Below are 23,482 nucleotides of genomic sequence, written 5' to 3' on the forward strand. Positions count from 1 at the left end.
ACCTTGTTTGGGATTGTTTCTAGCGTGGGGTTGGAAGCGATCGCAGCTCACGCATGATGAGCTCTACCGTTTGTCCAACCAGAAACACACTCAACATTGCGAGAAGCACTGGTGCTGTCGCTTGGCTTGAGCCCTGAGAACTTTGAGCAAAATTACCAGTGAACAATCCACGGACCATATTCGAAGATCCCTGTACCTCAGCTTTAGTCCATTCGAGCGGGTTTGCGGTGCTTGGTATCGACGACCCCTTCGCCCATCCCTGAACAAAGTCCTTGCCCTCGCCCTCTGGCATGTCATCAGTCCATTTGAGGAACAGTTCAGAACTGGAGATTTTCTGCACGGGGTTCTTTTCGGGCGGAATGTAGAGAGGGTCGTTCTCTGGGTCTTGATCCAGGGAGCTCTTCTTTTCGCCCTCGGACGCGCTAGAAGCTTCACCGGCGTCTTTATCAGAGTCTATCGAACTTGTAGCAGGTGCTTCGGGGGCTGGGATTTCCGCAAGTGCGGAAGGGCTGACCACCGAAGCCGTTGCAATGAGAGAAGCCGCGGTGACCGCGGCCGTGATACGTTTGCGCATGAGTGAATAATACCCACTCGGACAGTTTTGCGCTAACAAATCGAAAGATTTTACCCCCAGGCAGTTCTGACCTGGGGGTTTACTAATCTAAGAGAGGGAAGAAGTGGTGATTTTATCTATTCTTCCGAAGTTGTAATATGCGGCACAGGCTCCTTCTGGGGAAACCATGCAGGTACCAATCGGGGTGTCCGGCGTACAGGCGGTACCGAAGACCTTGCACTGCCACGGCTTGATGTGGCCGGTCAGGACAGACCCGCACTCACATGCCGCGGGGTCTTCGACTCGGTTGCCGGGCACATCGAAAATGCGCTCCGCATCCCACTTGGCGAACTCTTCAGAGATGGCCATTCCGGAATGGGGAAGGGTTCCAAGGCCACGCCACTCGAACTCGTCCCGTATATCGAAGACCCTATCCAAGAGTGCTTGCGCTGAAGGGTTGCCCTCTGGGCGCACGACGCGGGCGTACTGGTTTTGGACGCGTGCTTTGCCCGCGGCAATGTCGCCCGACGTAAACTGCTCCAGCAACTGGGCAACGCCCTGAAGAATATCCAGAGGTTCGAAGCCGCAAACGGAGACTGGCCGGTTAAATTCTTCAGCCAGGAAATCGAAAGCCTTTGTGCCGACCACAGTTGCTACGTGGCCGGGTCCGATAAAGCCGTCAACCTCCGTGACGCCCCCGTTGGCGATTGCACGCAGTGGTGGCTCGATGGTCACATGGTTAGAAAAGACTGAGAAGTTTGGGATATCGCGTTGCTTGGCGGCGGTTAGCGTTACAGCGGTGGATGGCGTCGTCGTCTCAAAGCCAATTGCGAAGAAGATAACGTGCTTATCCGGGTTCTCCTCCGCGATCTTGAGAGAGTCCAGTGGAGAGTAGACAAAGCGAACGTCGCAACCACGTGCACGAGCCTGCAACAGTGACTCCTCGGAGCCTGGAACACGCATCATGTCGCCGAACGTGGTCAAGATAACGTCAGGCTGGTTTGCAAGCCAGAGTGCGTCATCGACCCTGCCCATCGGAATGACGCAGACTGGGCAACCAGGTCCGTGAACGAGGTCGATGGAGTCTGGGAGAAGGTTTTCCAGGCCGTAGCGGTAGATCGTATGGGTATGCCCACCGCAGATTTCCATGAGCTTAATCGGGCGGTCGAGTTGCTTCGCCTGTTCCTCAATGGTTGCAATCAGTTGGCGAGCTGCGGCTGGGTCACGAAACTCATCGACGAATTTCATGTGGGGTCCTTTCTTAGGAACGTAGGGGGCGGTGGCTTAGTCGATTCTTGAGGTTGTAAACGAATCGAGCTCGTCCTCAAACGTATTTGCACCGAGTTGTTGAATCTGTTGCAGGGTTGTCGCGGCCTCATCCTCGTCAATTTTTGACAGCGCAAATCCTACGTGTACCAGCACCCATTCGCCGACCTCGAGTCCTTCTTCAACAAGAAGATCAGTGGAGATTGCACGGGTTACTCCCGAGATGCTGACTGTTGCGCGGGTGGGATCCTTAATTTCGACAACCTGCGCTGGTACTCCCAGACACATAAAGCAGAGCCTTCCATCGATTGCATTATTTTCACACTTTTTCGTGCTTATTCCGTTTTACATTATTGCCCATGATTTGTGCATTTCTAAAAGTACCCAGCAAGCTAACTATGCGCGTCACCCACAACCTTCAAGCCCCGAAAACCCAAAACACGGTACCGGCGGTAGAATTCACACACGGAACTATTCGTAGCAATTCCACACGGTGGCTAGTTGCGAAAATAAGAAAAGGAAAGTGCTGTGCAGCCTAAAAACCGCCTCAATGTTGATGAGTCCAAGGTCAATGACAACATTGCTCGAGTGCGTCGTCGTGGCGGACGCTTGAAGGATGAATATGTCACGCTCGCACACGGGGCGGGCGGAAAGGCGAGCGCGACACTGCTAGAGCAGGTATTTTTCGACGAGTACGGCAACGATCTGCTCTCACAGGGGGAAGACTCGACGCTGTTGGACCTCGATTTGAACGGCGGGACGCTGGCGTTTACAACCGACAGCTATGTGGTGAACCCGATAGAGTTCCCGGGTGGATCCATCGCGGATCTCGCGGTAAACGGTACCGTCAACGATCTTGCCGTGGGTGGTGCGGAGCCGAAGTATATTTCGGTGGGTTTCATTCTGGAAGAAGGGCTTGAAGTAGAGACGCTTCGCCGGATCGCGCAGAATCTCCGCACCGCAGCAGAACGCGCCGGAGTACAGATTGCGACTGGCGACACAAAAGTAGTTCCGAAGGGTGCTGGGGACAAGATTTATATCAATACAGCAGGCATCGGCGTAGTACCTGCTGGACGGGAACTCGGTTTTGCAAAAGTCAAGCCTGGTGACCGGATTATCGTTTCTGGCCCGATCGCAGACCACGGTATGGCGGTCATGATGGCCCGCGGAGACCTCGCAATCGAAGCACCGATCGAGTCCGACTCGCGCGAGGTCGCAAGTTTGGTGCGGGCGATGCTCGCCGATGCCCCCGAGACTCGTTGGATGCGTGACGCCACACGTGGTGGTCTAGCGACAGTCATGAACGAACTTGCAGAATCAACTGGCTACGGCGTTGCACTGCACGACGAGAAGATCCCTGTGCAGCCGATGACGCGCGCAGCTTGCGACATGCTGGGCATTGATCCGCTCTACGTCGCGAACGAAGGAACGTTTACGGCGGTGGTGCCGGAAGACCAGACCGACCAAGCACTCGCGGCGCTGCATGCAGCAGGCGCTGAAGGGGCGGCGGTGGTTGGAAAGATCGTCGAGGAACCAGCTGCAGCGGTAGTGTTGGTCACCGGCTTTGGTGGTACCCGTATGGTCGACAAACTGGTTGGCGATCCGTTGCCACGAATCTGTTAAGTTCCTGAGGCTGCATGGGTTCGCTACCGCGACCAGAGCCTTCCTGCGGCCGCCTGGCCGAGGCTGAGCCCGCCATCAGTGGCGGGCACTTTTTTATGCGTTAACACCGTCAATGATGGGCGTTGGTGCCGGAATACTTGCAAGATGTCGGTCATCAAAATGCGGTTGACGGCGCAGCCCCCCGTGATGCCAATGACCTCGGTAGCTTCTTCTTGGGCGGCGTCAATAAGCGAGCGAGCAACGAGTGTCGCTATGCCTGCGTGTGCAATCCGGGCAATGTCTTCGAAGAGGCGTGTTCCATCTAGGGTTGCGTTGATCACCCATTGTGCAAGATGCGGGAACGATCGAATGTCTTCGATTGCGTCAAGCGCTTCTGCCGACGAAAGGCGAGACTTGCCTGCGAGAGCCTCAAGCTCCATCGCTGCTTGCGCTTCGTAGCTCACCGATTGTTGGACCTGAAGTATCGATGCGAACGCGTCGAAGAGTCGTCCCATCGAAGTTGTTGCAGTGGTGCCGAACCCGCTGCTGAGCTGAGAGTCGACTAATCGCAACTCGTCTAGATCAACCTCAGGAGGCACGCTGAGGTCTTCGAGCTGCCAGCTATGCGCGAGACCGCGCGCAATCCGCCACGGATTTCGCACCGCTTTGTCGCCACCGACGAGGGAAAATGGTGGTAGGTGCCAGAGCCGCTCGGCGTTGCCATCGTCGGTTACATGAAGTATTTCGCCACCCCAAATGGTGCCGTCCGTTCCGTAGCCGGTGCCGTCGAGAGCTGCGACGACGGCGGGCGTCGATAGTCGCTGATGCTCAGCCAACAGTGACAGTGCATGTGCGTGGTGATGCTGGACCTCAATGAGCTCGACGTCACGCTGGTCAGCGTAACGCTGCGCCCACATCGAAGTTTGGTAACCAGGGTGCATGTCGCACACAACAACGTCGGGTTGTGCGCCTTGTATTGAGCAGAGCTGTTTTACCATTTTTTCGAAGTGCCGCTGAGCATCCCATGACCCCATATCGCCTACATGCGAGGAGACGTGTGCGTACCGCCCAACGGCTAGAGTCGCCGTGTTCTTGAGTTCGCCCCCTACCGCTAGGACAGTGGGCTTTCGCTCAGTGTCGAGCAGCATTGGAATCGGCGCCAGTCCGCGAGACCTCCGAACAAGCGTCGTATCGACGTAGACCGAGTCTTCCACGGGCACATAAATCTCACGATCGTGGAGCACAAACATGTCCGCGAGGTGCGTAAGTTTCCGAAGTGCCTCTTCATTAGTGACGCATAAAGGCTCGCCGCTGAGATTGCCCGAGGTAGCTACCACAGGTCGGTCAACCAACAGATGGTGCAGTGGCGAATATGGAAGCATGAGGCCTACTTCCCTCAAACCAGGCGCAATACCTTCGCAGAGTGCTCCTTCGTGAAGCGGAACAGACACGATCGGATGTGACGGCGATGCCAAAAGATCCTCCGCTTCTTTACTGAGTGTTGCAATGGATTTGGCGGCGTCGAGATTTGGCACCATCACCGCGAGAGGCTTGTCGGGTCGGCGCTTGCGCTCCCTCAGCTTTTCGACGGCCTCTTCGTTTTTCGCCGCGCACATCAGGTGAAAGCCACCAATCCCTTTGACCGCGACGACCGCACCAGATTCCCAGGCGTTTTGAACCTTAAGCACGAGCTCGTCGAATTTGCCGGGGTCCAATGCAAGCGCATCCGTTCGCGTTTCGGCGAGGACGGCACCGTTGGCATCCGTACACCACAAAGTAGGGCCGCAATGTGGGCAGCTAATTGGTTGGGCGTGAAACCGCCGGTCGTCTGGGTTTGTGTACTCTTCCTCGCATTGTGTACACATAGGGAATTCGCGCATGGTGGTAGTCGCGCGGTCGTAGGGGAGCGAAGTAATGATGGAGAGACGTGGTCCGCAGTGTGTGCAAGTGGTGAATGGGTAGTGGTAGCGCCGATTGTCTTGGTCATCAATATCGGCTAGGCAGGCTTCACAGGTTGTCATGTCAGGAGAGATGAGTGTCTTTTCTCCCTCGACATGTTCTGACTCGACAATCCGAAACCCCGTTTCGCCGTATACGAGTGGGAGTGGAGACGTTTGGCTATCCAAAATGTGAGCGAGAGGCGGGAGCTCGTCGATAAGCGTCTTCTGCGCATTGTGGAGTGCTGTTGCGTCGCCCTGAAACTCGATAAAGACTCCGCGCTCGTTGTTGCCGACAAGTCCAGTAAGGCCGAAGCGTTGTGCGATTCGCGCGACGTGCGGACGCATTCCCACCCCCTGGACAATGCCTTCGAGAAAGACGCGGACTCTGCTCTGTGCTCCCATGCTGCATACTCTACAAACTTCTTGAATAATCGCCTAGGCTAGGTGCTGTGCATGAAGTTGCATTAAGTCATCAGTTAGCGTCAGCAGTTCAGCGCGCAGCGCGCGGACGAACGGTGCTGTCGGTGCACCTCCGAATCGGTGCGCTGCGACAAGTCGTGCCGGAATCACTCGAGTATGCCTGGGGGTTCGTCACAAAGGGGAGCCTCATGGAAAAGTCGGAGCTGCGGATCGACTGGGTTCCAGCCGAGATCGAGTGCAGCAACGGGCATCGAAGAATACTCGACCCCAATGAGTATCTCGACGTCCGATGCCAGGAATGCAACGCTCCCACGAGTGTGATTACGGGCGAGGAATTCGCTGTCGTAGACATTGATGTGACATCTGACCGTTAAGAAGGAGAAAAGAAGCATGGGACGTTTCCACCGCCACGACGACGGGACTGTTCACAGCCACGATCATTCGCATGATCACACGCACCACCACGAACACGATCACCTCCACGTGGGAGTAGATGCGGAGCACTCTGAGCACGGAGACCACACTGGGTATGACACTGGACGTGAACGCATCGCGGTGCTTGAGGATATTTTCACGGAAAACGATGTAAAAGCGGCCGCAAACCGTTCCGCGTTTGAAGAGCACGGCGTGGTTTGCATCAACGTGATGAGCTCCCCGGGAGCAGGAAAGACGACGCTGCTGCGTAAAACCTTGGAAGCGCTCGCGGACAAAATCCGTTTCGGGATTATAGAAGGTGACATCGAAACTGCGTTAGACGCAGAGCGCTTGGAAAACCTCGGTGCACAGGTAAGTCTGCTCAATACCGGGAACGGGTTTGGGGGCGAGTGCCACCTCGATGCTCCGATGGTTGCGCATGCTTTAAAGGGGCTCAACCTCGATGATGTCGATATGGTGCTGATTGAAAATGTTGGCAACCTAGTGTGTCCGGCTGAATTTGAAGTTGGAGAGCATCATAAGGTAATGGTTGCCTCAGTTACCGAGGGGGAGGATAAGCCGCTGAAGTACCCGGTCATGTTCCGGAGTGTCGAAGTGGTCGTCGTAAACAAGGTTGACCTGCTGCCTTACCTGAATTTCGATCTCGATCTGTTCAAGGAAAATCTTGAGAAGGTGAATCCTGGAGTGAAGGTAATCCTTACCTCAGCTACAACCGGGGAAGGATTAGACGAGTGGAATGAGTGGCTTATGTCCCAATCGGGGGTAGATTTCTAGCCCTGCCGACTTCACGACACCGGAATTACTTTCATGTCTTGATACCCTGGCCCTATAGATGCGTTAAGCATGCAGCTTGACCGCTGATGGAATCTGTACACGTTCATTTGAGGGGTATGGGCCGGAGTATGTGCCGGCACATGGCTCTCGCATGAGAGGGAAAATCGATGCTTCTACAAGACACTTGGCAGAGTGGAACGCTTTGGGAAAACCTGTCGAAGAAGGGGGTGAAGCGTCGAGACTTCCTTAAAATGTGCAGCTCTATGGCTGCAGTGTTTGCAGTGGGTGCGCCGCTTGCCTCACGCGCCAACGCTGAAGAGACTGAGGTAATTGCCGAGGCGCTCGGTGATGTAAAGAAGCCAATGGTTGCTTGGCTTCAGCTACAGGAGTGCACCGGCTGTATGGAGTCGGTGCTTCGTTCCGGTTCCTCCACAGTTGAGGACCTCGTCTTGAACCAGCTGTCGATGAACTACAACGAGCTCGTGATGGCTGCATCAGGGCACGCAGCCGAGCAGGCACTGGAAGAGATGAACAAGGAACCGCACATTCTGGTGGTCAACGGCTCTGTTCCAACTGGTGCAGGTGGCGCATACTGCCAGATCGGCGGCAAGAGCGCCGAGCAAGTTCTCCGCGAAGCCGCAGAGAACGCAACCGTAATCCTTTCCGTGGGTGCATGTGCAGTGTATGGCTCAGTGCAGGCTGCTCGTCCAAACCCGACCGGGGCAGTGGGTGTTGACGAAATTATCAAGGATAAGCCAGTCATCAACGTGGCTGGTTGCCCGCCTATCGGTGAAGTTATCACCGCAACAATCACCTACCTGCTGACCCACGGTGAGCCACCAAAGGTGGATGCAGAGGGTCGTCCACTCTTTGCGTACGATCAGCGCATTCACGATTCCTGTCCGAAGCGTCCACACTTCGATGCGGGCCAGTTCGTGCGCACGTTTGATGACGAAGGCGCTCGTAATGGCTGGTGCCTCTATGAAGTTGGTTGCAAGGGGCCATCGACCTTCTCGCCATGCCCGATCATCCAATGGAACCTCAAGTCCGGCTGGCCGATCGGCGCTGGTCACCCGTGCATTGGTTGTACGGAAAAGGACTTCTTTGACCGGTTTACTCCGTTCTACGAGGAACTGCCGAATGTTCGTGCATTCGGTCAAGAAGCTTCCGCTGGCAAGATTGGCCTCGGCCTCATCGGTGTCGCCGCCGCTGGTACCGCAGTCCATGGCGCACTCAGCGTAGTCAAGGAGGTTGGCATCCGTCGCAAGAGTGGCGAAGTTCAGCCTCTTGCGGCCTTTGGCGAAGAAGACGGTCCCGAGGATATCTCGGCACTTATGGCAGAAGGTGATCAGGCGTTCGCGACCACCACCGATACTGATGGACACCACCGACCCAACCCATCCGCGTAAGCGGCGTTCACGACGATTGAAAGGAAAAGCAACTAAAAATGGCTGAAAGAGTTGTTGTAGACCCGTTGACGCGTATCGAGGGTCACCTCCGCATGGAGATGGAAGTCGAAGACGGCACCATCACCAACGCTTGGAGCGAGACTACGATGTTCCGCGGCATTGAGAAGATTGTAGAAGGTCGAGATCCACGCGACGTCTGGGCGTTTGTTGGCCGTATCTGTGGTGTTTGCACTGGCGTCCACTCCCTGGCAAGTGTTGTTGCCGTCGAGGATGCGATTGGAAGCCACATCCCAAAGCAAGCGCAGCTTATTCGTGACCTCGTCCTGACAAGCCAGGAAATCCACGACCATGTTGTGCACTTCTACCACCTGCACGCCCTTGACTGGGTGAACGTTGTCTCCGCAGCAAAGGCTGACCCAGAGAAGGCAGTCGAGTTTGCGAAATCGATTGGTTCAAACTGGAAGCTCAACTCCGTCGACAAGTTCCAGCAGGTGAAAGACACCTTGAACTCGGTTCTTGATTCCGGTCAGCTTTCTATCTTTACCGGTGGTTACTGGGACCACGAGGACTACCGTCTGCCACCAGAAGCAAACTTGATGGCGGTTTCGCACTACCTCGATGCGTTGCAGTTCCAGCGCTCGATTATCCGCATCAACACGGTGTTTGGCGGTAAGAATCCGCACCCGAACTTCCTCGTCGGGGGTATGGCCTGCACGATCGATCAGGATAAGTCAGAGACGGTCAACCAGGTTTCGATTGACCAAATCAAGAACTGGGTCGCAGAGATCCATGAGTTCATCAACGGTGTGTACCTGCCTGACGCAATGGCGATCATGGGCGTGTACAAGGACTACTTTGATATTGGTGCGGCTGCCCCGAACTTCCTCGCGGTTGGTATGGCTGGCGCAACAGTTCGTGGTGATCACATGGAGCGAACCATGGGGTACACGCACACGGACATCACTCCGGGTGTACTGCTCAACGGTGACTACTCCAAGGTCCATGAGCTCAATCCGGACCTGTTCAAGGAATACGTTTCCTCGGCATGGTTCGCACAGGATGACAAGAACGAAGGCAAACACCCATTTGAGGGCGACACTATCGCCGATTACACCGGTCCTAAATTGCCGTATAAATGGCTCGGCGATAACGAGGAGTACACCTGGTCTAAGGCGCCGCGTTACGACGGCCACGTCGTTCAGGTTGGCCCAGTTGCCCGTATCCTGCTCGCATATGCTCAGAACGAGCCAAGCACGAAGCGCCTCGTTGATGATGCGCTGAAGAAGCTCGGCATTAAGCTCGAACAGCTGAATTCGACCGGTGGCCGTACGCTGGCTCGTGCTCTGGAAGCTGTAACGACTTCTGAGGCCATGACCAATGTGTTGCTGCCCGAGTTCATCGAAGGATTGCGCAAGCGTGACTACGACGTCTTCGACTCCAGCAAGTGGGAACCTTCTTCCTGGCCGAAGGAATCAGAAGGCTTCTGCATGATGGAAGTCGCCCGTGGCTCTCTCAGCCACTGGACCAAGATCAAGGATGGTAAGACGGAGCGCTACCAGGCCGTCGTGCCGACCACCTGGCTGGCCGGTGGTCGTGATCCTGAGGGCAAGATGGGCCCATACGAGGAATCTCTGGCGAATGGCAAGCACCCGCTGGCCAACCCAGAGGAACCGCTAGAGGTACTTCGCACCATCCACTCGTTTGATCCATGCATGTCCTGTGCTGTGCACCTGCTGGACACGGAAGGCAATGAACTTGTGAAGGTGATCACGCAATGAGCACCCAGCTAAACCGTGCTTCTTCGAGCTCGGGTGGCGTGCCTGAGACTCGCAAGATCGCTCCAGATAAAAATCTGGTGTTGAGCGTCACAGAATCACGGCCGATAGACGATATCGGTGCGGAAACACTGTTGCGCCTGGCATCGTCGCAGCCGGCAAACTCGCCAGATCCTGTTGATCAGGCGCTGCTGCGTGCTGTTGACCCCGACTACGTCTACGGCACCGTGGAGAGCTTCAGCCCCGCGACGCCAAGCCGAAAGTACTCGCTTTCGGTCGTGCGTAACGCAAAGTTGCTCGGCGAGCGCCAGGACGTAGCGGTCATGCGTGGAGACCTTGCATCGGTAGTTCAAGCATCTGCATGGGATAAGCATGAGATGAAGACGATGATGCAGAACGTCGACACTGTTTCGAAGTTCGGCAATCGATGCATGGGTGTCGCCGTTGCACCTGTAGATGGCGACAAGACCGGTGAATTTGTACTCAAAGGCTATATTGCATTCGGCATCGGCGACCATGTCCGTCCGCGTCCTGTATCCAAGGGCGGCTACACCCGCATCGAGATGTGGCCGGTTGCACTGCGTTGGCAGCACTGGATCAACATGATTTTGATCATCATGATGACGATCACTGGTTACTACATCATGGATCCATTCTTCGGTCCTTCGAATGCTCACGATGCCGGAATGCTCATGGGCTGGAACCGTCTCATCCACTTCATTGCAGCCTTCGCGTGGATCGCACTGTCTATCTGGCGCCTAGCCATTATGGTGTTCGCTCAAACACGACAGATGAAGTGGCGGGCACTGTGGCCAGTGCGAAGCCAAGATGATCTGAAGTTGATGTGGGAGCAGACGAAATACTACCTGCTCCTTACGAACGAACCGCCACCACGTGTTGGCCACAATGGTCTCCAGCAGACGGCGTACACGGGCATTTACGCCATGTGCATGGTGCAGATTTACTCTGGTCTTGCGCTTTTCGGTTTGCCAAAGCAGGATAGCTGGTTCTGGCGGCTCATGGCTGCACCCGTGGAATGGATCGGCATCCCATACTTCCGTTTGGTGCATGCATTGATCATGTTCATTATTTGGGCTTTCGTCATTCTGCACGTCTACCTTGTGTTCCGTGCCGATGCGACGGAGCGCCACGGTGGCCTGTCTGCAATGATCAACGGCGGTGTTTGGTTGCCGAAGGGCACGAAGCCGGTTGACGGTCCTGAGGTTGAGTAGAGTATGACGGTCACGAGGAAGCTTCGTCCTGCGCCAGATGTCCCGGTGCCATCGCCTGAGCTGGTGACGCTTGATGGCGTCACTATCAACGTCATTGGCATTGGAAACGAGATCATGGCGGATGACGCAGTTGGGCTGGCCATCCTCCGCGAGCTTGAGGCGGACCCGATCCAGGGTGTGAACTTCATCTATGGAGGAACGTCTGGCATGGAGATCCTACCCATGGTGCAGGACGCCGACTACCTGCTGGTGCTCGATGGGCTCAAACAGGGCCAGCCAGGTGATGTGGCTGTGCTCGTCGGTGATCAAATTCCGCGCCTATTGCAACAGCAGCTATCGCCTCACCAGGTGGGACTGCTGGACCTGTTGAGCGCCGCGCGCCTCACAGGTCAAGAACCCGACAACGTGGCGGTTGTGGGTATCACGGCGCGCGACGTCGAATTCCGTACATCGCTGAGTGAGGAGACCAGTGCTGCAATTCCAGAAGCAGTGCAGCGGGCCCGGCAGCTGCTAAAGGAGTGGACAGCAGAAGCTACTCAACATCAACCCAAGTAACTTGGAACTCGTCACCCCCACGCAGATCTGCAGTGGGGGTGTCACATTTAGGGCATCGCAGCGCGAAGTATTCGTCAATCTCGACGGTATCTTCACATTGAGGGCACCAGACTGCCGCGGGGATAATGTCCAAGTCGAGCCGGGCTTGAGCACACGTTGTATCGACGCGTGCAAGATCCCATGCTTGGCGAAGCGCATACACATCAACCCCGGAGCGCGTGCCTACTTTCATACCGACCGCCAGGACGTTTCGGCCGGGCACCGACTCGTTCACTGCATCGATTACCCCGCGAAGTAGACTCAATTCATGCATACCCCCATTATGTTCAATTGGGGTAGGCAACGCGAGTAAGGAGCATGGAATTTGTCAGAGAAGTTGTTTCTTGACGCCGTCATCGATCCGCTTGCAGCGACAGTTATTGTCGAAGGCGAGGGAAGTGAACGCACGGCACGCTTCGACATCGCCGGCGTGCCGCGCGTAGACAAGCTGTTAGTGGGCAAGCGCGCGAGCGAAGTTCCGACTATCGTGACGCGACTCTGTGGGCTGTGCCCGGTAACGCACCACTTGGCGGGGATGCGAGCACTTGACCAACTTGTTGGGTCGAGCGATTCGATGAGCGAGCAGGCCGTGCAGCTCCGGCGCCTTCTTCATGCGGGTTCGGTCCTTGACACGCTCGCACCGCGCCTGCTGCCTGACCACGGATTAGAGATCCGCAAGTTTGCGAAGCTGGTGCTGCGTGCCGCCGGTTGTCCGGGTCACTTTCCCGATGTTGCGATTCCTGGGGGAGTGCACGCACACGCCGATGCCGATGAGGTCAAGCGCGCAGCTGAAGGCGTCTCGACGATCCGTAGTCTCTTGCCTTCCCAACCGGTTGAGCCTGTGGAACAGCATCCTCCAAAGCTTGCCGACCTTTTCGCGTGTGATGCTGACGGCGCAGCAGATCCACTAGGAGAGTGCATTGCCGCGCGTTTCGAGGGTGAGCTGCATGTGTTCCCAGCGCATGATTTCTATGAGCACGTTCGAGAGCAGCACCCCGGTGCTATCACCCCGCGGCCCCAGGTACTTATCGACGGCCACTGGCGCGACTACCGGGTAGGCCCAGTTGCGCGATTCCCCCATCTGAGCGCGCGCGACGCCCAGTTTGCGCTTGTGCGCTCGGTACTCGACGATATCGAAAAGCTTTTGCAGGTTCCTGAGCTGTTGGCTGAGCCGGTCGTCGTCGATAATTCACTGCGCGATGGCACCGTAACGGGCATCGTTGATGGTCCTCGAGGCTTGTTGGTGCACCGCTACACTGTGGAAGACGGCAATCTGATCGATTGCCAGATTTTGAGCCCTACCGCGCAAAATGAGGGATGGCTTGCTCGGATGCTCACAGAGGCATCGACTTCCGCGGAGATGGAGCATGCGATCCGTAGCGCAGACCCTTGCCTGCCGTGCACCTCGGCACCGGAAGGCGCCATGAACATCAACATTGAAAGGAAATGATGTAGCGATGTGTCTTGGAGTTCCAGCGAAAGTGCTCAGCACTGGCGACCTGTCCAGCCCCATGCCGATGGGGGCCATCGATATGAAGGGTGAGGAGCGGCCATGCTGCTTCGCATATCTCCCAGAAGTTGAGGTGGGGCAGTGGGTGCTCATCCAGAATGGATTCGCGATGGACGTCATTTCGGAAGATGACGCGCAGGCCTCGTTCGAGGCGATCGATGAGTTTGATCTGCTACCAAACCAACCCGGCTCTACTGTGCGCTGACCTTAACGGCGTCCGATTGTTGTTCTGCTCGCGCCGTGCGCTATATTGAGCAGGCACGCCCCAGTAGCCCAATTGGCAGAGGCAACGGATTCAAAACCCGTCCAGTGTGAGTTCGAGTCTCACCTGGGGCACAAGGAGCGGGGTCGGAGTCTTTTCTCCGACCCCGCTCCTTGCCTAGATACGGCTGACTTATATACCTCCGCACGTCTCTTTCAACGGCTAGCGAATATTTTTTACCTTGTTATGTATCCGCTAATAGCTCTATTTTGCTGAGGCCAGACCGTTGATGCGTTCGACGGCTGTTACAGGGTCATCAACTGTGAGAACCAGACGGTCGAATTCCTCGTCTTTTAGCTCGATAACAACTGTGTTTTCGAATCCGCTGACATTCCAAAACAACTTTTCACCATTTGAGTGGAAAGTTCCTGCCAGCTTTTCTCCCATCCTTAATCCAGGAAAGCGAAACCCCTTGGGCTCGTTCTTCATGCCCGGGTCGTGCGTGGCTCCGCGTACATGTTCCCAGGGGATGTCGATGCATCCTTTGAGCGACCAAATCTTGTCCAGGCCAAGTAGTTCAACGACAAGGGCTGTGTCGGTGAACTCGAGATTGTTGTTTCTCATCGTGCTTCTCCTATCGGTCTACCGCTCGCGCGGTCTAGCAGGTGCTTGCCAAGTGCCGTCGGATTCTCCTCGAAGCAAAGAGCGTTTGCTTCGAGGATCAGGGGCCGTAGCTCTTGGTTCATGGGCGCTACTTCCACTAGCGTGACTGCAACGAGGCTCTTGGCTTCGGGTGTCACTTCACCGGCCTTGGCGCCTTGGCAAACTGCCTCCAACGCGGTTCTCAAAAGGCCGTGCTTGGATCCGAAGATCTTGTAGAAGCTTGAACGATTTAACCCAAGGTACGAAAGGGTTGTGTCAACAGACAGTGCTGTGAATCCCTGTTCGCCAAAAAGCTGTATCGCCTTACGAACTACTTCATCTTCATTAAACTCTCGTGGCCTACCCATGACTTTCATACTATTCATTCGGGAATGAAATGTCCATTACTCGGAGAAAGTCTTACCCGAATGTCAGATCAGTGATTGTGGTGCTTGGGGCAGACAGCAAATAGGCGCTGTGCGGTTCGGGCTCCTGCGCGCAATTGTGTTGGTTTGGGGGCTACGCTCCGGCACCAAGCAACCCGCGAACGAGTGCGGTGAACCCACCGAAAATCGCCAAAGCGAGCGCGATACGGTATCCCACTTGTACCGGCACTCGTGCTGCCATGCGGGTGCCAACGACGATGCCCAGCACCATCGCAACAATGCCAACCACCCACGTTTCAGGAGTCACCGCGGAGAGGTTTGCTGCACCAGTGATTTCCTTAATGGCGAAAGAGAGAGCGCCACTGACCAGGAAGATTGGCTGGAGCGTAGCTGCGTAGATCTCCTTAGGCCAGCGTGCCGCATGAGCGTACACGGTGATTGATGGGCCAGCTACTCCCGCCAGCGTGTTCATGAAACCACCAACTGAACCTGCGATAACAGAAGGTACGGTGCCTTCAATATTCGGTATGTAGCGCTTTCCCAACGTCACTGTGCCGAGCGCGATCAACAATAGAACGCCAACGATGATTAGAAGCAAGCTAGCTGAAACTGCCCGTATGAGGAATGCGCCGGGTACCGCACCCAAAACAAGGGTTCCAGCAATTGGGGCAAAGCGTTTCCAATCAACGCGCTCGCGCATGGAATAGGTGTTGGCAATCGCGTTGGCGGTGGCTAATACGTTGACCATGAGCACGCCGGATACCGGGCCGAGTAAGACAGAGAGTGCGGGGGCCGCAATTAGTCCGAGCCCCATTCCTGAAATTCGTTGGAGCGCTGCACCGGCAAATATGGCCAGGAAAATCCCCATCAGAACTGGTGTCACTGTGCCCTCCTGCGCTCTACTCACTATACGGCGCTCATCACCCTACCTGACAGATTCTAGATACCCGCAGTGAACTGGCGATTTAGGTGATTTCGCGCTGCGATTCACGCCGGAGCGCCTGCCTGCTATATACTTTGCGACGTCGCCCCAGTAGCCCAATTGGCAGAGGCAACGGATTCAAAACCCGTCCAGTGTGAGTTCGAGTCTCACCTGGGGCACAACACCCGGCCACGAGCCGGGTTTTCTTGTTTGAGTCGTCATGTCGGGACGTACGTCTACACTAGGGGCCGTGAAGAAACGGTTATTGCTCATTGACGGACACTCCATGGCATTTCGAGCGTTCTACGCTCTGCCTGCTGAAAACTTTTCGACGACCGGTGGCCAAACAACGAATGCGGTGTATGGCTTCTTGTCGATGTTCGCCAACGTTGTGGCGCAAGAAGCACCGACGCATATTGGTGTGGCGTTCGATGTGGGGCGCAAGACGTTTCGAACGGAACGTTTTCCGGAGTACAAAGCTCAGCGCGAATCCACTCCGCCAGAGTTTAAGGGGCAGGTTCCGCTGATTCAGGAGTGTCTTGCGGACCTCGGAATCATCAGCTTGTCGAAGGAGAATTTTGAAGCTGACGATATCGTGGCGACGCTGGTGCACCTGGCTCGCGCTGATCAGGATTTCGAAATTGTCTTGGTTTCAGGGGACCGTGACTACCTACAACTGGTAGACGATTCAACGACGCTGTTGTACCCGATGCGCGGGGTTTCGACGATGACACGTTTCACTCCGGACAAGGTCGAGGAGAAGTACGGGCTGACTCCGGCACAGTATCCGGATTTTGCGGCGCTTCGGGGAGACCCGTCTGATAACCTCCCCTCGGTTCCGAAGGTCGGGGAGAAGACGGCGACAAAGTGGATCACGCAATACGGTTCGCTTGCAGAACTCGTTAACCACGCGGATGAAATCAAGGGAGTCGCAGGTCAAAACTTCCGAGACCGTATCGAGCAAGTGCAGCTCAATCGTGAACTCACGCAGATGGTCACCGACGTAGAGCTCCCTGTTACGCCAAATGACTTGGAGCTAAAGGCCGTAGACATCGGTGCTATTGCGAAGCGATTTGATTCTTTGGAGTTCGGCACGAATCTTCGCGAACGTGTGCTATCCGCGCTTCCTACGGAAGGGGACGCCGAAGAGCATTTGCCTGTGGAGCTTCCAGAAGTTGTGATCGACGAAGGGCCGTTGGACGCATGGATCGCTTCCCATAGGGGTCAAGGATTAGCGCTGTATGTGGACGGTAGTCCGCTGCCGGCAAACGGCGATGCTACTGCGATTGGGATCGTCGATAAGGAGCGGCACGGCATCCAACGCGAAACAGCGGAGCTAACCCCTGAAGAGGATGTTGCGCTGAAGGACTGGTTGGAGTCAGATGACCCCAAGTACCTCCACAACGGTAAAGCTATGTATCACATGCTGCGGGGCAGAGGTATCACACTCAGCGGGATTGCGCATGACACAGCGATTGCTGCCTACCTGCTTCGCCCGGGGCAGCGCACCTATGCGCTGGCTGATGTATACCAGCGTCACTTGCAGCGACAGTTGGACGTAGGGCAAGAGCAACTCAGTCTGTTGGATCAAACTTCACAGGTTGATGCCGCCGTTGCTGTGCTGGAACTGGCGCAACATCTTGCTCAAGAACTTCGTGAAATCGACTCTTACGCGCTGTATGCCGACCTTGAGCTGCCGCTTGTACCCATTCTTGCCAGGATGGAGGACGTCGGTGTGGCTGTTGACGTCGAAGCTCTTGAAAATCTTCGCAAGGAGTTTACTGACAAGGTTGCCCAGGTAGAAGGAGAGGCCCGCACGCTTGTCGACGAGCCAGCTCTCAACCTTTCAAGTCCGAAGCAGCTTTCTGTCGTTCTTTTCGACAAACTCGACTTGCCTAAAACCAAGAAAACAAAGACTGGGTATTCGACGGCAGCCAAGGAGATCGAGGCGCTTGCAGAAAAGAATCCGCATCCGTTCCTTGATCATCTGTTGGCACATCGTGAATATCAGAAGATGAAGTCCACAATCGAGGGGCTTATCAAGGCGGTACACAGTGATGGCCGAATTCACACAACCTTCAACCAAACCGTGACTTCAACGGGCCGACTGAGTTCGACTGATCCAAACCTGCAGAATATTCCCGTCCGTACAGAGACAGGCCAAAAGATTCGAGCAGCATTCACCGTTGGTAAGGGGTATGAGTATCTACTGACCGCTGATTACTCACAGATTGAGATGCGAGTGATGGCGCACCTGTCCGGGGACAAGGGGCTCATCTCCGCGTACAAGGATGGCGAAGACCTGCACAACTACGTCGGTTCCCAGGTATTTGACGTAGCTATCGACGCCGTGACGCCCGAGCTACGCCGTCGGGTCAAGGCAATGTCATATGGTTTGGTCTATGGGCTCTCTGCGTACGGCCTTGCCGCGCAGCTCTCGATCTCGCCAGGTGAAGCCAAGGAAATCATGGAGAGTTACTTCCACCGTTTCGGTGGGGTGAAGCACTATCTGGACTCGGTCGTCGAGAAGGCCAGAAAAGATGGATACACGGCAACTGTGTTTGGGCGCCGACGCTACCTGCCTGAGCTCAACAGCGACAACCGAGTCGCCCGAGAAAATGCTGAGCGGGCGGCCCTGAATGCTCCTATTCAAGGTACTGCCGCAGACATCATTAAAGTAGCGATGATTCACGTTGACCGAGCGTTGGCTGACTACGAGTCCCGTGTGCTGTTGCAAGTGCATGACGAGTTGGTTGTTGAAGTCGCTCCGGGTGAGCTCGATGAAGTGCGTGAGATTGTTGAGCGGGAGATGGATCGCGCTATTGAGCTCAACGTGCCGCTCGAGGTTTCTACCGGATACGGAGAGAACTGGCAAGATGCTGGCCATTAGGGCGGGAAGTGTGGGGCTATAGAGCGGCCCCCCATTATTCCGCTCTATAGCCCCGAGACGGTCCCAGAGCCTCCTTCTCAATCCGTCTGGGACTGCCTTCCCCCATCAACCGCTTCCTCCCCCGAGTTCCCCCGAGAAGCGGTGCCACGGTTCACCTCGCGAGGTTTCACAGCTCTAGATCGGCCTTATCTATCGCTGCTGCGCCTTGATCGTGGCAATGAAAACACTAACAGACGTCTGTGGGGAGCGTAAGAGAATTGGCCAAAAATGGACTACATTAAACAAAATATTGACCAATTAAGGGGGTGGAGGATGGCGAGTGTATTGCGTTGATCTGCGAGTTTGCGTCTTATTGGCGGTGCGGCGGACTTACGGTGTTCTCAGTTGGCGAGTTCGGTGAAGGGCGTGTTGTTTGCCTTAACGGTCGACCTGATGGGGATTTATCCGAGTGTTGATATTTGCGCGAGCTGGGCAAAGGAGATATTCTTGCACGAGCATATCTGGGCAATAGGTCTCGTGGTGTCGTAATAGGAGGGCATCACCGGCTCATATTGCGGGATCTTTCCGCACTGGTAAGAGATGATATGCCCCTGTCCAAATACGATCTCCTATTTCAATTTCGGAGCACATTTAACTTATGCGCACTTCCAACGCACCACAGGTCGCAATCAACGATATCGGCGGACCTGAGGAATTTCTCGCCGCTGTAGACGCAACCATCAAGTACTTCAATGATGGTGACATCGTCTCCGGCACCGTAGTTAAGGTTGACCACGATGAGGTTCTCCTTGACATCGGCTACAAGACTGAGGGTGTTATCCCTACCCGTGAGCTGTCGATCAAGCATGACGTTGACCCGGACGAAGTTGTCCAGGTCGGCGACGAGATCGACGCCCTGGTCCTGACCAAGGAGGACAAGGAAGGTCGCCTCCTGCTCTCCAAGAAGCGTGCTCAGTACGAGCGTGCATGGGGCACCATCGAGGAGCTGCAGAAGAACGACCAGCCAGTTACTGGTACGGTCATCGAGGTTGTCAAGGGTGGCCTCATCCTCGACATCGGTCTTCGTGGCTTCTTGCCTGCGTCGCTCGTTGAGATGCGTCGCGTCCGTGATCTGGATCCATACATTGGCCAGGAGCTCGAGGCAAAGATTATCGAGCTGGACAAGCACCGCAACAACGTGGTTCTGTCCCGCCGTGCATACCTCGAAGAGACGCAGTCCGCTGTTCGTTCCGACTTCCTGCACCAGCTGCAGAAGGGTCAGGTACGCAAGGGTGTTGTTTCTTCCATCGTCAACTTCGGTGCTTTCGTGGACCTTGGCGGCGTAGACGGTCTGGTTCACGTTTCCGAGCTGTCCTGGAAGCACATCGACCACCCATCTGAGGTTGTCACCGTCGGCGATGAGGTTACCGTTGAGGTTCTCGACGTCGACCTCGACCGTGAGCGTGTTTCCCTGTCGCTGAAGGCGACCCAGGAGGACCCATGGCGCGTGTTCGCACGCACCCACGCTGTCGGCCAGATCGTGCCGGGCAAGGTCACCAAGCTTGTTCCATTCGGTGCGTTCGTTCGCGTCGAAGAGGGCATCGAGGGTCTGGTTCACATCTCCGAGCTGGCACAGCGCCACGTCGAGGTACCGGACCAGGTTGTCAACGTTGGCGAAGAGGTCATGGTCAAGGTCATCGACATCGATCTCGACCGTCGTCGTATCTCGCTGTCGCTGAAGCAGGCGGACGAGGACTACAACGAAGAGTTCGATCCGTCCCGCTACGGCATGGCTGATTCCTACGATGAGCAGGGCAACTACATCTTCCCAGAGGGCTTCGATCCGGAGACCAACGAGTGGATGGAGGGCTTCGACGAAGCTCGTCAGCAGTGGGAGGCTCGCTACGCAGAGGCTGAGCGCCGCTTCCAGGCGCACACTGCACAGATCGAGCGTCATCGCGCTGCTGCTGCCGAGGCGGCAGAGCAGGCGGGTGACCAGGCGAACTACTCCTCGCAGTCCAACGCTGCAGCTCCGGCAGCGGATGAGACCGCTAGCGCAGGTGGGTCGCTCGCATCTGACGAGCAGCTCGCAGCACTTCGCGACAAGCTCGCTGGCAACTAGTCTTTACTAGCTAATCGACGACCCCTTCCTGGATTTCAGGAAGGGGTTTTCGCCTATTATGTGACGCATGTTGAAAATTGGGCTTACCGGAGGAATCGGAAGCGGAAAGTCGTCCGTTGCCGCGTTGTTACGCGAGCGTGGCTTCGTCGTAGTCGATGCTGACCGTATCGCGCGCGATGTTCTGCAACCAGGAAACGATGCGCTAAAAGAGGTGGCTGCTGCATTCGGCGATGACCTGGTGGACGCTTCCGGCGCTTTGAACCGCAAGTTGCTGGCGCAGCGGGCGTTTGCCTCGGAGGAACAGACGCAGAAGCTGAATTCGATTACGCATCCTGCGATTCGTAAGGAGTCATCACGGCAGTTCGACGCCGCTGAAGCTGAAGGAGCCCGGGTTGCTGTGTACGATATGCCACTGCTTGTAGAGCTTGGGCTGCACCGTCAGATGGACTTCACTGTTGTAGTCGACGTGAATGAGGAAGAGCGAGTGAGGCGACTGGTTCAATCGCGCGGTCTATCGGAGGCAGACGCCCGTTCCCGTATAGCACGGCAGATTGATGACGACGATCGACTCGCGGCCGCTGACTACGTGATTGACAATAACGGTCCGTTGTCTGAGCTCGCTCCGCAGGTGGATGCTTTGGTCGACTATGTCGAGCGAGAATTGTTGCAGCATCAACGTTGAGGAATCTGGTTGAGTCATTAGACTGAGCTGCATGGCATTTGCAGCAGAGCATCCGGTCCTGGCACATTCGGAGTTTCGACCAGTAGGCGAGATCGAGCGTCGAGAAAAGCCCTTTGAAGTCGTCTCGGAGTTTGAGCCATCGGGTGATCAGCCTAAAGCGATCGCAGAGCTAGATGAACGTCTCAACCGGGGAGAAGAAGACGTCGTCCTCATGGGTGCCACCGGCACCGGCAAGTCGGCGACGGCAGCGTGGCTGATTGAAAAGCAGCAGCGCCCAACGCTCGTGATGGCTCCGAACAAGACGCTCGCCGCGCAGCTAGCAAATGAGCTTCGGCAGCTCCTCCCAAATAACGCGGTTGAGTACTTCGTCTCGTACTACGACTATTACCAACCAGAGGCATATATCGCTCAGACGGATACATACATCGAAAAAGATTCCTCCATTAATGATGATGTGGAACGCCTGCGTCACTCAGCTACCTCCGCATTGCTGTCGCGTCGTGACGTAGTGGTGGTGTCGTCAGTCTCTTGTATCTACGGCCTTGGTACGCCGCAGTCCTACCTTGATCGCTCTGTGGTGCTGCGCGTGGGGGAAGAGGTTGAGCGTGACCGCTTCCTTCGATTACTCGTTGATATCCAGTACGAGCGCAACGATATTGACTTCAAACGCGGTACGTTCCGAGTAAAGGGCGACGTCGTCGATATCATTCCTGCGTATGAGGAAGTCGCGGTTCGGGTTGAGTTCTTCGGAGACGAGATTGACAGCTTGTATTACATTCATCCGCTCACGGGAGACGTGCTGAGCCAAGAAGATGAGCTTCGGATCTTTCCTGCTACCCACTACGTGGCCACTGAAGAGCGAATGGAAAAGGCGATCGAAGCCATCAAAGAAGAGCTTGCAGACCGTTTAGAGGACCTTGAGAACCGCGGAAAACTACTTGAGGCTCAGCGACTTCGGATGCGCACCGAGTATGACCTCGAGATGATTCAGCAGGTTGGCTTCTGCTCAGGCATTGAGAACTATTCTCGTCACATGGACGGGCGCGAGGCAGGATCGGCGCCGGCGACGCTCATCGACTACTTCCCGGAAGACTTCCTCACAATTATCGACGAGTCCCACGTGACCGTCCCGCAAATTGGAGGAATGTTTGAAGGCGATATGTCGAGGAAGCGCAACCTCGTGGAATTCGGATTCCGGCTGCCGAGTGCCGTCGACAACCGTCCGTTGACCTTCGATGAGTTTGAATCGCGCGTGGGGCAGACGGTGTACATGTCCGCGACACCGGGCGATTACGAGCTCGAAGCAGCACACGGCGAGTTTGTTGAGCAGGTTATTCGCCCAACAGGCCTCGTCGATCCAAAGGTCACGGTGAAACCGACGAAGGGACAAATCGACGACCTGATTGACGAGATTCGCGTCCGGGTGGAGAAGAACGAGCGCGTGCTGGTCACTACCTTGACGAAGCGCATGGCTGAGGACTTGACTGATTATCTCCTGGATAACGGGGTAAAGGTGCGCTACCTGCACTCTGACATTGATACGTTGCAGCGCGTTGAGCTGCTCCGCCAGCTGAGGCTTGGAGAGTTTGACGTCCTCGTTGGCATCAACCTGCTGCGAGAGGGTCTCGACTTGCCGGAAGTTTCACTTGTTGCAATTCTCGACGCCGACAAGGAAGGGTTCCTGCGTTCGACCAAGTCGCTGATTCAGACTATCGGGCGCGCAGCTCGTAACGTATCTGGAGAGGTCATCATGTACGCCGACCAGGTCACTGAGTCGATGGAGGAAGCAATCAGTGAGACAGAGCGGCGTCGTGAAATTCAGTTGGCGTACAACAAAGAACATGGGATCGATCCGCAGCCGCTGCGCAAGAAGATTGCCGACATTTTGGATCAGGTATATGAGAACACTGACGGTGAAGCTGAAAATGGCGTTGCCTCGGATACCGCAGTTGTATCGAAGCCAGACGTGTCCGAGATGGCCTCTGATCAGGTACAAGCATTGATCGACGACCTTACGAAGCAAATGGGTGCAGCAGCTCGTGAGTTGAAGTTTGAGCTCGCCGGCAGACTGCGTGATGAAATTGCTGATCTCCGAAAGGAACTTCGTGGTATGAAAGATACAGGAAACTAAGAAAGGTTCGAGGAAT

The 23,482-nt window shown here is 55.7% G+C and carries 21 protein-coding genes and 2 tRNA genes; 15 read left to right on the top strand and 8 right to left on the bottom strand.

The features are described 5' to 3' along the window. Nucleotides 1-19: 19 nt before the first annotated feature. The 3 genes from QP802_RS06970 to QP802_RS06980 all read right to left on the bottom strand — a co-directional run bounded on the left by QP802_RS06970 (nucleotide 20) and on the right by QP802_RS06980 (nucleotide 2,107). Complete coding sequence (locus QP802_RS06970) at nucleotides 20-574, bottom strand: hypothetical protein (protein ID WP_284818008.1); 555 nt, start codon at nucleotides 572-574, stop codon at nucleotides 20-22. A gap of 87 nt (nucleotides 575-661) precedes the next feature. Continuing rightward, nucleotides 662-1,801, bottom strand: coding sequence for a hydrogenase formation protein HypD (hypD, locus tag QP802_RS06975; RefSeq protein WP_070362547.1), 1,140 nt, complete (start codon nucleotides 1,799-1,801; stop codon nucleotides 662-664). Between the two features lie 36 nt (nucleotides 1,802-1,837). Beyond that, nucleotides 1,838-2,107: a HypC/HybG/HupF family hydrogenase formation chaperone gene (locus QP802_RS06980; RefSeq protein ID WP_070362546.1), complete on the bottom strand. Its 270-nt coding sequence runs from the start codon at nucleotides 2,105-2,107 to the stop codon at nucleotides 1,838-1,840. A gap of 240 nt (nucleotides 2,108-2,347) precedes the next feature. On the opposite strand from QP802_RS06980, the gene hypE reads away from it, so the two are divergent. Then, entirely contained in the window at nucleotides 2,348-3,442 is a 1,095-nt protein-coding gene (gene hypE, locus QP802_RS06985; RefSeq protein WP_070479136.1) for a hydrogenase expression/formation protein HypE, read from the top strand. Between the two features lie 23 nt (nucleotides 3,443-3,465). Here the strand turns inward: hypE and hypF are convergent, their stop codons facing one another. Then, entirely contained in the window at nucleotides 3,466-5,763 is a 2,298-nt protein-coding gene (hypF, locus tag QP802_RS06990) for a carbamoyltransferase HypF (protein WP_284818010.1), read from the bottom strand. A 47-nt stretch (nucleotides 5,764-5,810) separates the two neighbouring features. Between hypF and QP802_RS06995 the strand changes: the two genes are divergently transcribed. The 6 genes from QP802_RS06995 to QP802_RS07020 all read left to right on the top strand — a co-directional run bounded on the left by QP802_RS06995 (nucleotide 5,811) and on the right by QP802_RS07020 (nucleotide 11,961). Beyond that, nucleotides 5,811-6,155, top strand: a complete 345-nt coding sequence (locus QP802_RS06995) for a hydrogenase maturation nickel metallochaperone HypA (RefSeq protein WP_284818012.1) — start codon at nucleotides 5,811-5,813, stop codon at nucleotides 6,153-6,155. A gap of 16 nt (nucleotides 6,156-6,171) precedes the next feature. Next, nucleotides 6,172-6,990 carry a hydrogenase nickel incorporation protein HypB gene (gene hypB / locus QP802_RS07000; protein ID WP_284818014.1) on the top strand — a complete coding sequence of 273 codons (819 nt, stop codon included), beginning with the start codon at nucleotides 6,172-6,174 and terminating at the stop codon, nucleotides 6,988-6,990. Between the two features lie 167 nt (nucleotides 6,991-7,157). Further along, on the top strand, nucleotides 7,158-8,399 hold the full coding sequence (locus QP802_RS07005; protein ID WP_083329509.1) for a hydrogenase small subunit: 1,242 nt from the start codon (nucleotides 7,158-7,160) through the stop codon (nucleotides 8,397-8,399). 38 nt (nucleotides 8,400-8,437) lie between these two features. Further along, entirely contained in the window at nucleotides 8,438-10,177 is a 1,740-nt protein-coding gene (locus tag QP802_RS07010) for a nickel-dependent hydrogenase large subunit (RefSeq protein ID WP_070479130.1), read from the top strand. Beyond that, a complete protein-coding gene (gene cybH / locus QP802_RS07015; RefSeq protein ID WP_084028583.1) occupies nucleotides 10,174-11,406 on the top strand; it encodes a Ni/Fe-hydrogenase, b-type cytochrome subunit in 1,233 nt (410 codons plus the stop codon). The genes QP802_RS07010 and cybH overlap by 4 nt, the downstream gene beginning before the upstream one ends. A 3-nt stretch (nucleotides 11,407-11,409) precedes the next feature. After that, a complete protein-coding gene (locus QP802_RS07020; protein ID WP_083329511.1) occupies nucleotides 11,410-11,961 on the top strand; it encodes a hydrogenase maturation protease in 552 nt (183 codons plus the stop codon). Here QP802_RS07020 and QP802_RS07025 read toward each other — a convergent pair. Continuing rightward, complete coding sequence (locus QP802_RS07025; protein ID WP_071573925.1) at nucleotides 11,939-12,274, bottom strand: hydrogenase maturation nickel metallochaperone HypA/HybF; 336 nt, start codon at nucleotides 12,272-12,274, stop codon at nucleotides 11,939-11,941. The two genes, QP802_RS07020 and QP802_RS07025, sit on opposite strands and share 23 nt — an antisense overlap. A gap of 51 nt (nucleotides 12,275-12,325) precedes the next feature. On the opposite strand from QP802_RS07025, the gene QP802_RS07030 reads away from it, so the two are divergent. From QP802_RS07030 to QP802_RS07040, 3 genes are all read left to right on the top strand, one after another. Beyond that, nucleotides 12,326-13,450: a reducing hydrogenase subunit alpha gene (locus QP802_RS07030; protein WP_284818015.1), complete on the top strand. Its 1,125-nt coding sequence runs from the start codon at nucleotides 12,326-12,328 to the stop codon at nucleotides 13,448-13,450. Between the two features lie 7 nt (nucleotides 13,451-13,457). Then, nucleotides 13,458-13,715 (top strand): HypC/HybG/HupF family hydrogenase formation chaperone, encoded by a 258-nt coding sequence (locus QP802_RS07035; RefSeq protein ID WP_070362538.1) that lies wholly within the window; start codon nucleotides 13,458-13,460, stop codon nucleotides 13,713-13,715. Nucleotides 13,716-13,772: 57 nt separating this feature from the next. Then, nucleotides 13,773-13,846 (top strand) — tRNA-Leu (locus QP802_RS07040). A 130-nt stretch (nucleotides 13,847-13,976) separates the two neighbouring features. Here QP802_RS07040 and QP802_RS07045 read toward each other — a convergent pair. The 3 genes from QP802_RS07045 to QP802_RS07055 form a co-directional block, all read right to left on the bottom strand. Further along, nucleotides 13,977-14,336 carry a hypothetical protein gene (locus QP802_RS07045; protein WP_256001398.1) on the bottom strand — a complete coding sequence of 120 codons (360 nt, stop codon included), beginning with the start codon at nucleotides 14,334-14,336 and terminating at the stop codon, nucleotides 13,977-13,979. Next, on the bottom strand, nucleotides 14,333-14,740 hold the full coding sequence (locus QP802_RS07050) for a TetR/AcrR family transcriptional regulator (RefSeq protein WP_350338468.1): 408 nt from the start codon (nucleotides 14,738-14,740) through the stop codon (nucleotides 14,333-14,335). The genes QP802_RS07045 and QP802_RS07050 overlap by 4 nt, the downstream gene beginning before the upstream one ends. Nucleotides 14,741-14,873: 133 nt before the next feature. Next, complete coding sequence (locus QP802_RS07055; RefSeq protein ID WP_256042152.1) at nucleotides 14,874-15,623, bottom strand: sulfite exporter TauE/SafE family protein; 750 nt, start codon at nucleotides 15,621-15,623, stop codon at nucleotides 14,874-14,876. A gap of 144 nt (nucleotides 15,624-15,767) precedes the next feature. Here QP802_RS07055 and QP802_RS07060 point away from each other — a divergent pair. From QP802_RS07060 to uvrB, 5 genes are all read left to right on the top strand, one after another. Next, nucleotides 15,768-15,841, top strand: a tRNA-Leu gene (locus QP802_RS07060). Nucleotides 15,842-15,882: 41 nt separating this feature from the next. Further along, the gene (polA, locus tag QP802_RS07065) at nucleotides 15,883-18,552 is read left to right on the top strand and encodes a DNA polymerase I (RefSeq protein WP_284818019.1); all 2,670 of its coding nucleotides are present in this window, start codon (nucleotides 15,883-15,885) and stop codon (nucleotides 18,550-18,552) included. Nucleotides 18,553-19,189: 637 nt separating this feature from the next. Further along, complete coding sequence (gene rpsA, locus QP802_RS07070) at nucleotides 19,190-20,653, top strand: 30S ribosomal protein S1 (RefSeq protein WP_070362535.1); 1,464 nt, start codon at nucleotides 19,190-19,192, stop codon at nucleotides 20,651-20,653. A 67-nt stretch (nucleotides 20,654-20,720) separates the two neighbouring features. Beyond that, nucleotides 20,721-21,335 carry a dephospho-CoA kinase gene (gene coaE, locus QP802_RS07075; RefSeq protein ID WP_256022012.1) on the top strand — a complete coding sequence of 205 codons (615 nt, stop codon included), beginning with the start codon at nucleotides 20,721-20,723 and terminating at the stop codon, nucleotides 21,333-21,335. A 31-nt stretch (nucleotides 21,336-21,366) separates the two neighbouring features. Continuing rightward, the gene (gene uvrB, locus QP802_RS07080; RefSeq protein ID WP_284818021.1) at nucleotides 21,367-23,466 is read left to right on the top strand and encodes an excinuclease ABC subunit UvrB; all 2,100 of its coding nucleotides are present in this window, start codon (nucleotides 21,367-21,369) and stop codon (nucleotides 23,464-23,466) included. The last annotated feature ends 16 nt before the right edge of the window (nucleotides 23,467-23,482 follow it).

The organism is Corynebacterium sp. UMB10119B (assembly GCF_030228125.1).
Lineage (GTDB): Bacteria > Actinomycetota > Actinomycetes > Mycobacteriales > Mycobacteriaceae > Corynebacterium > Corynebacterium pseudogenitalium.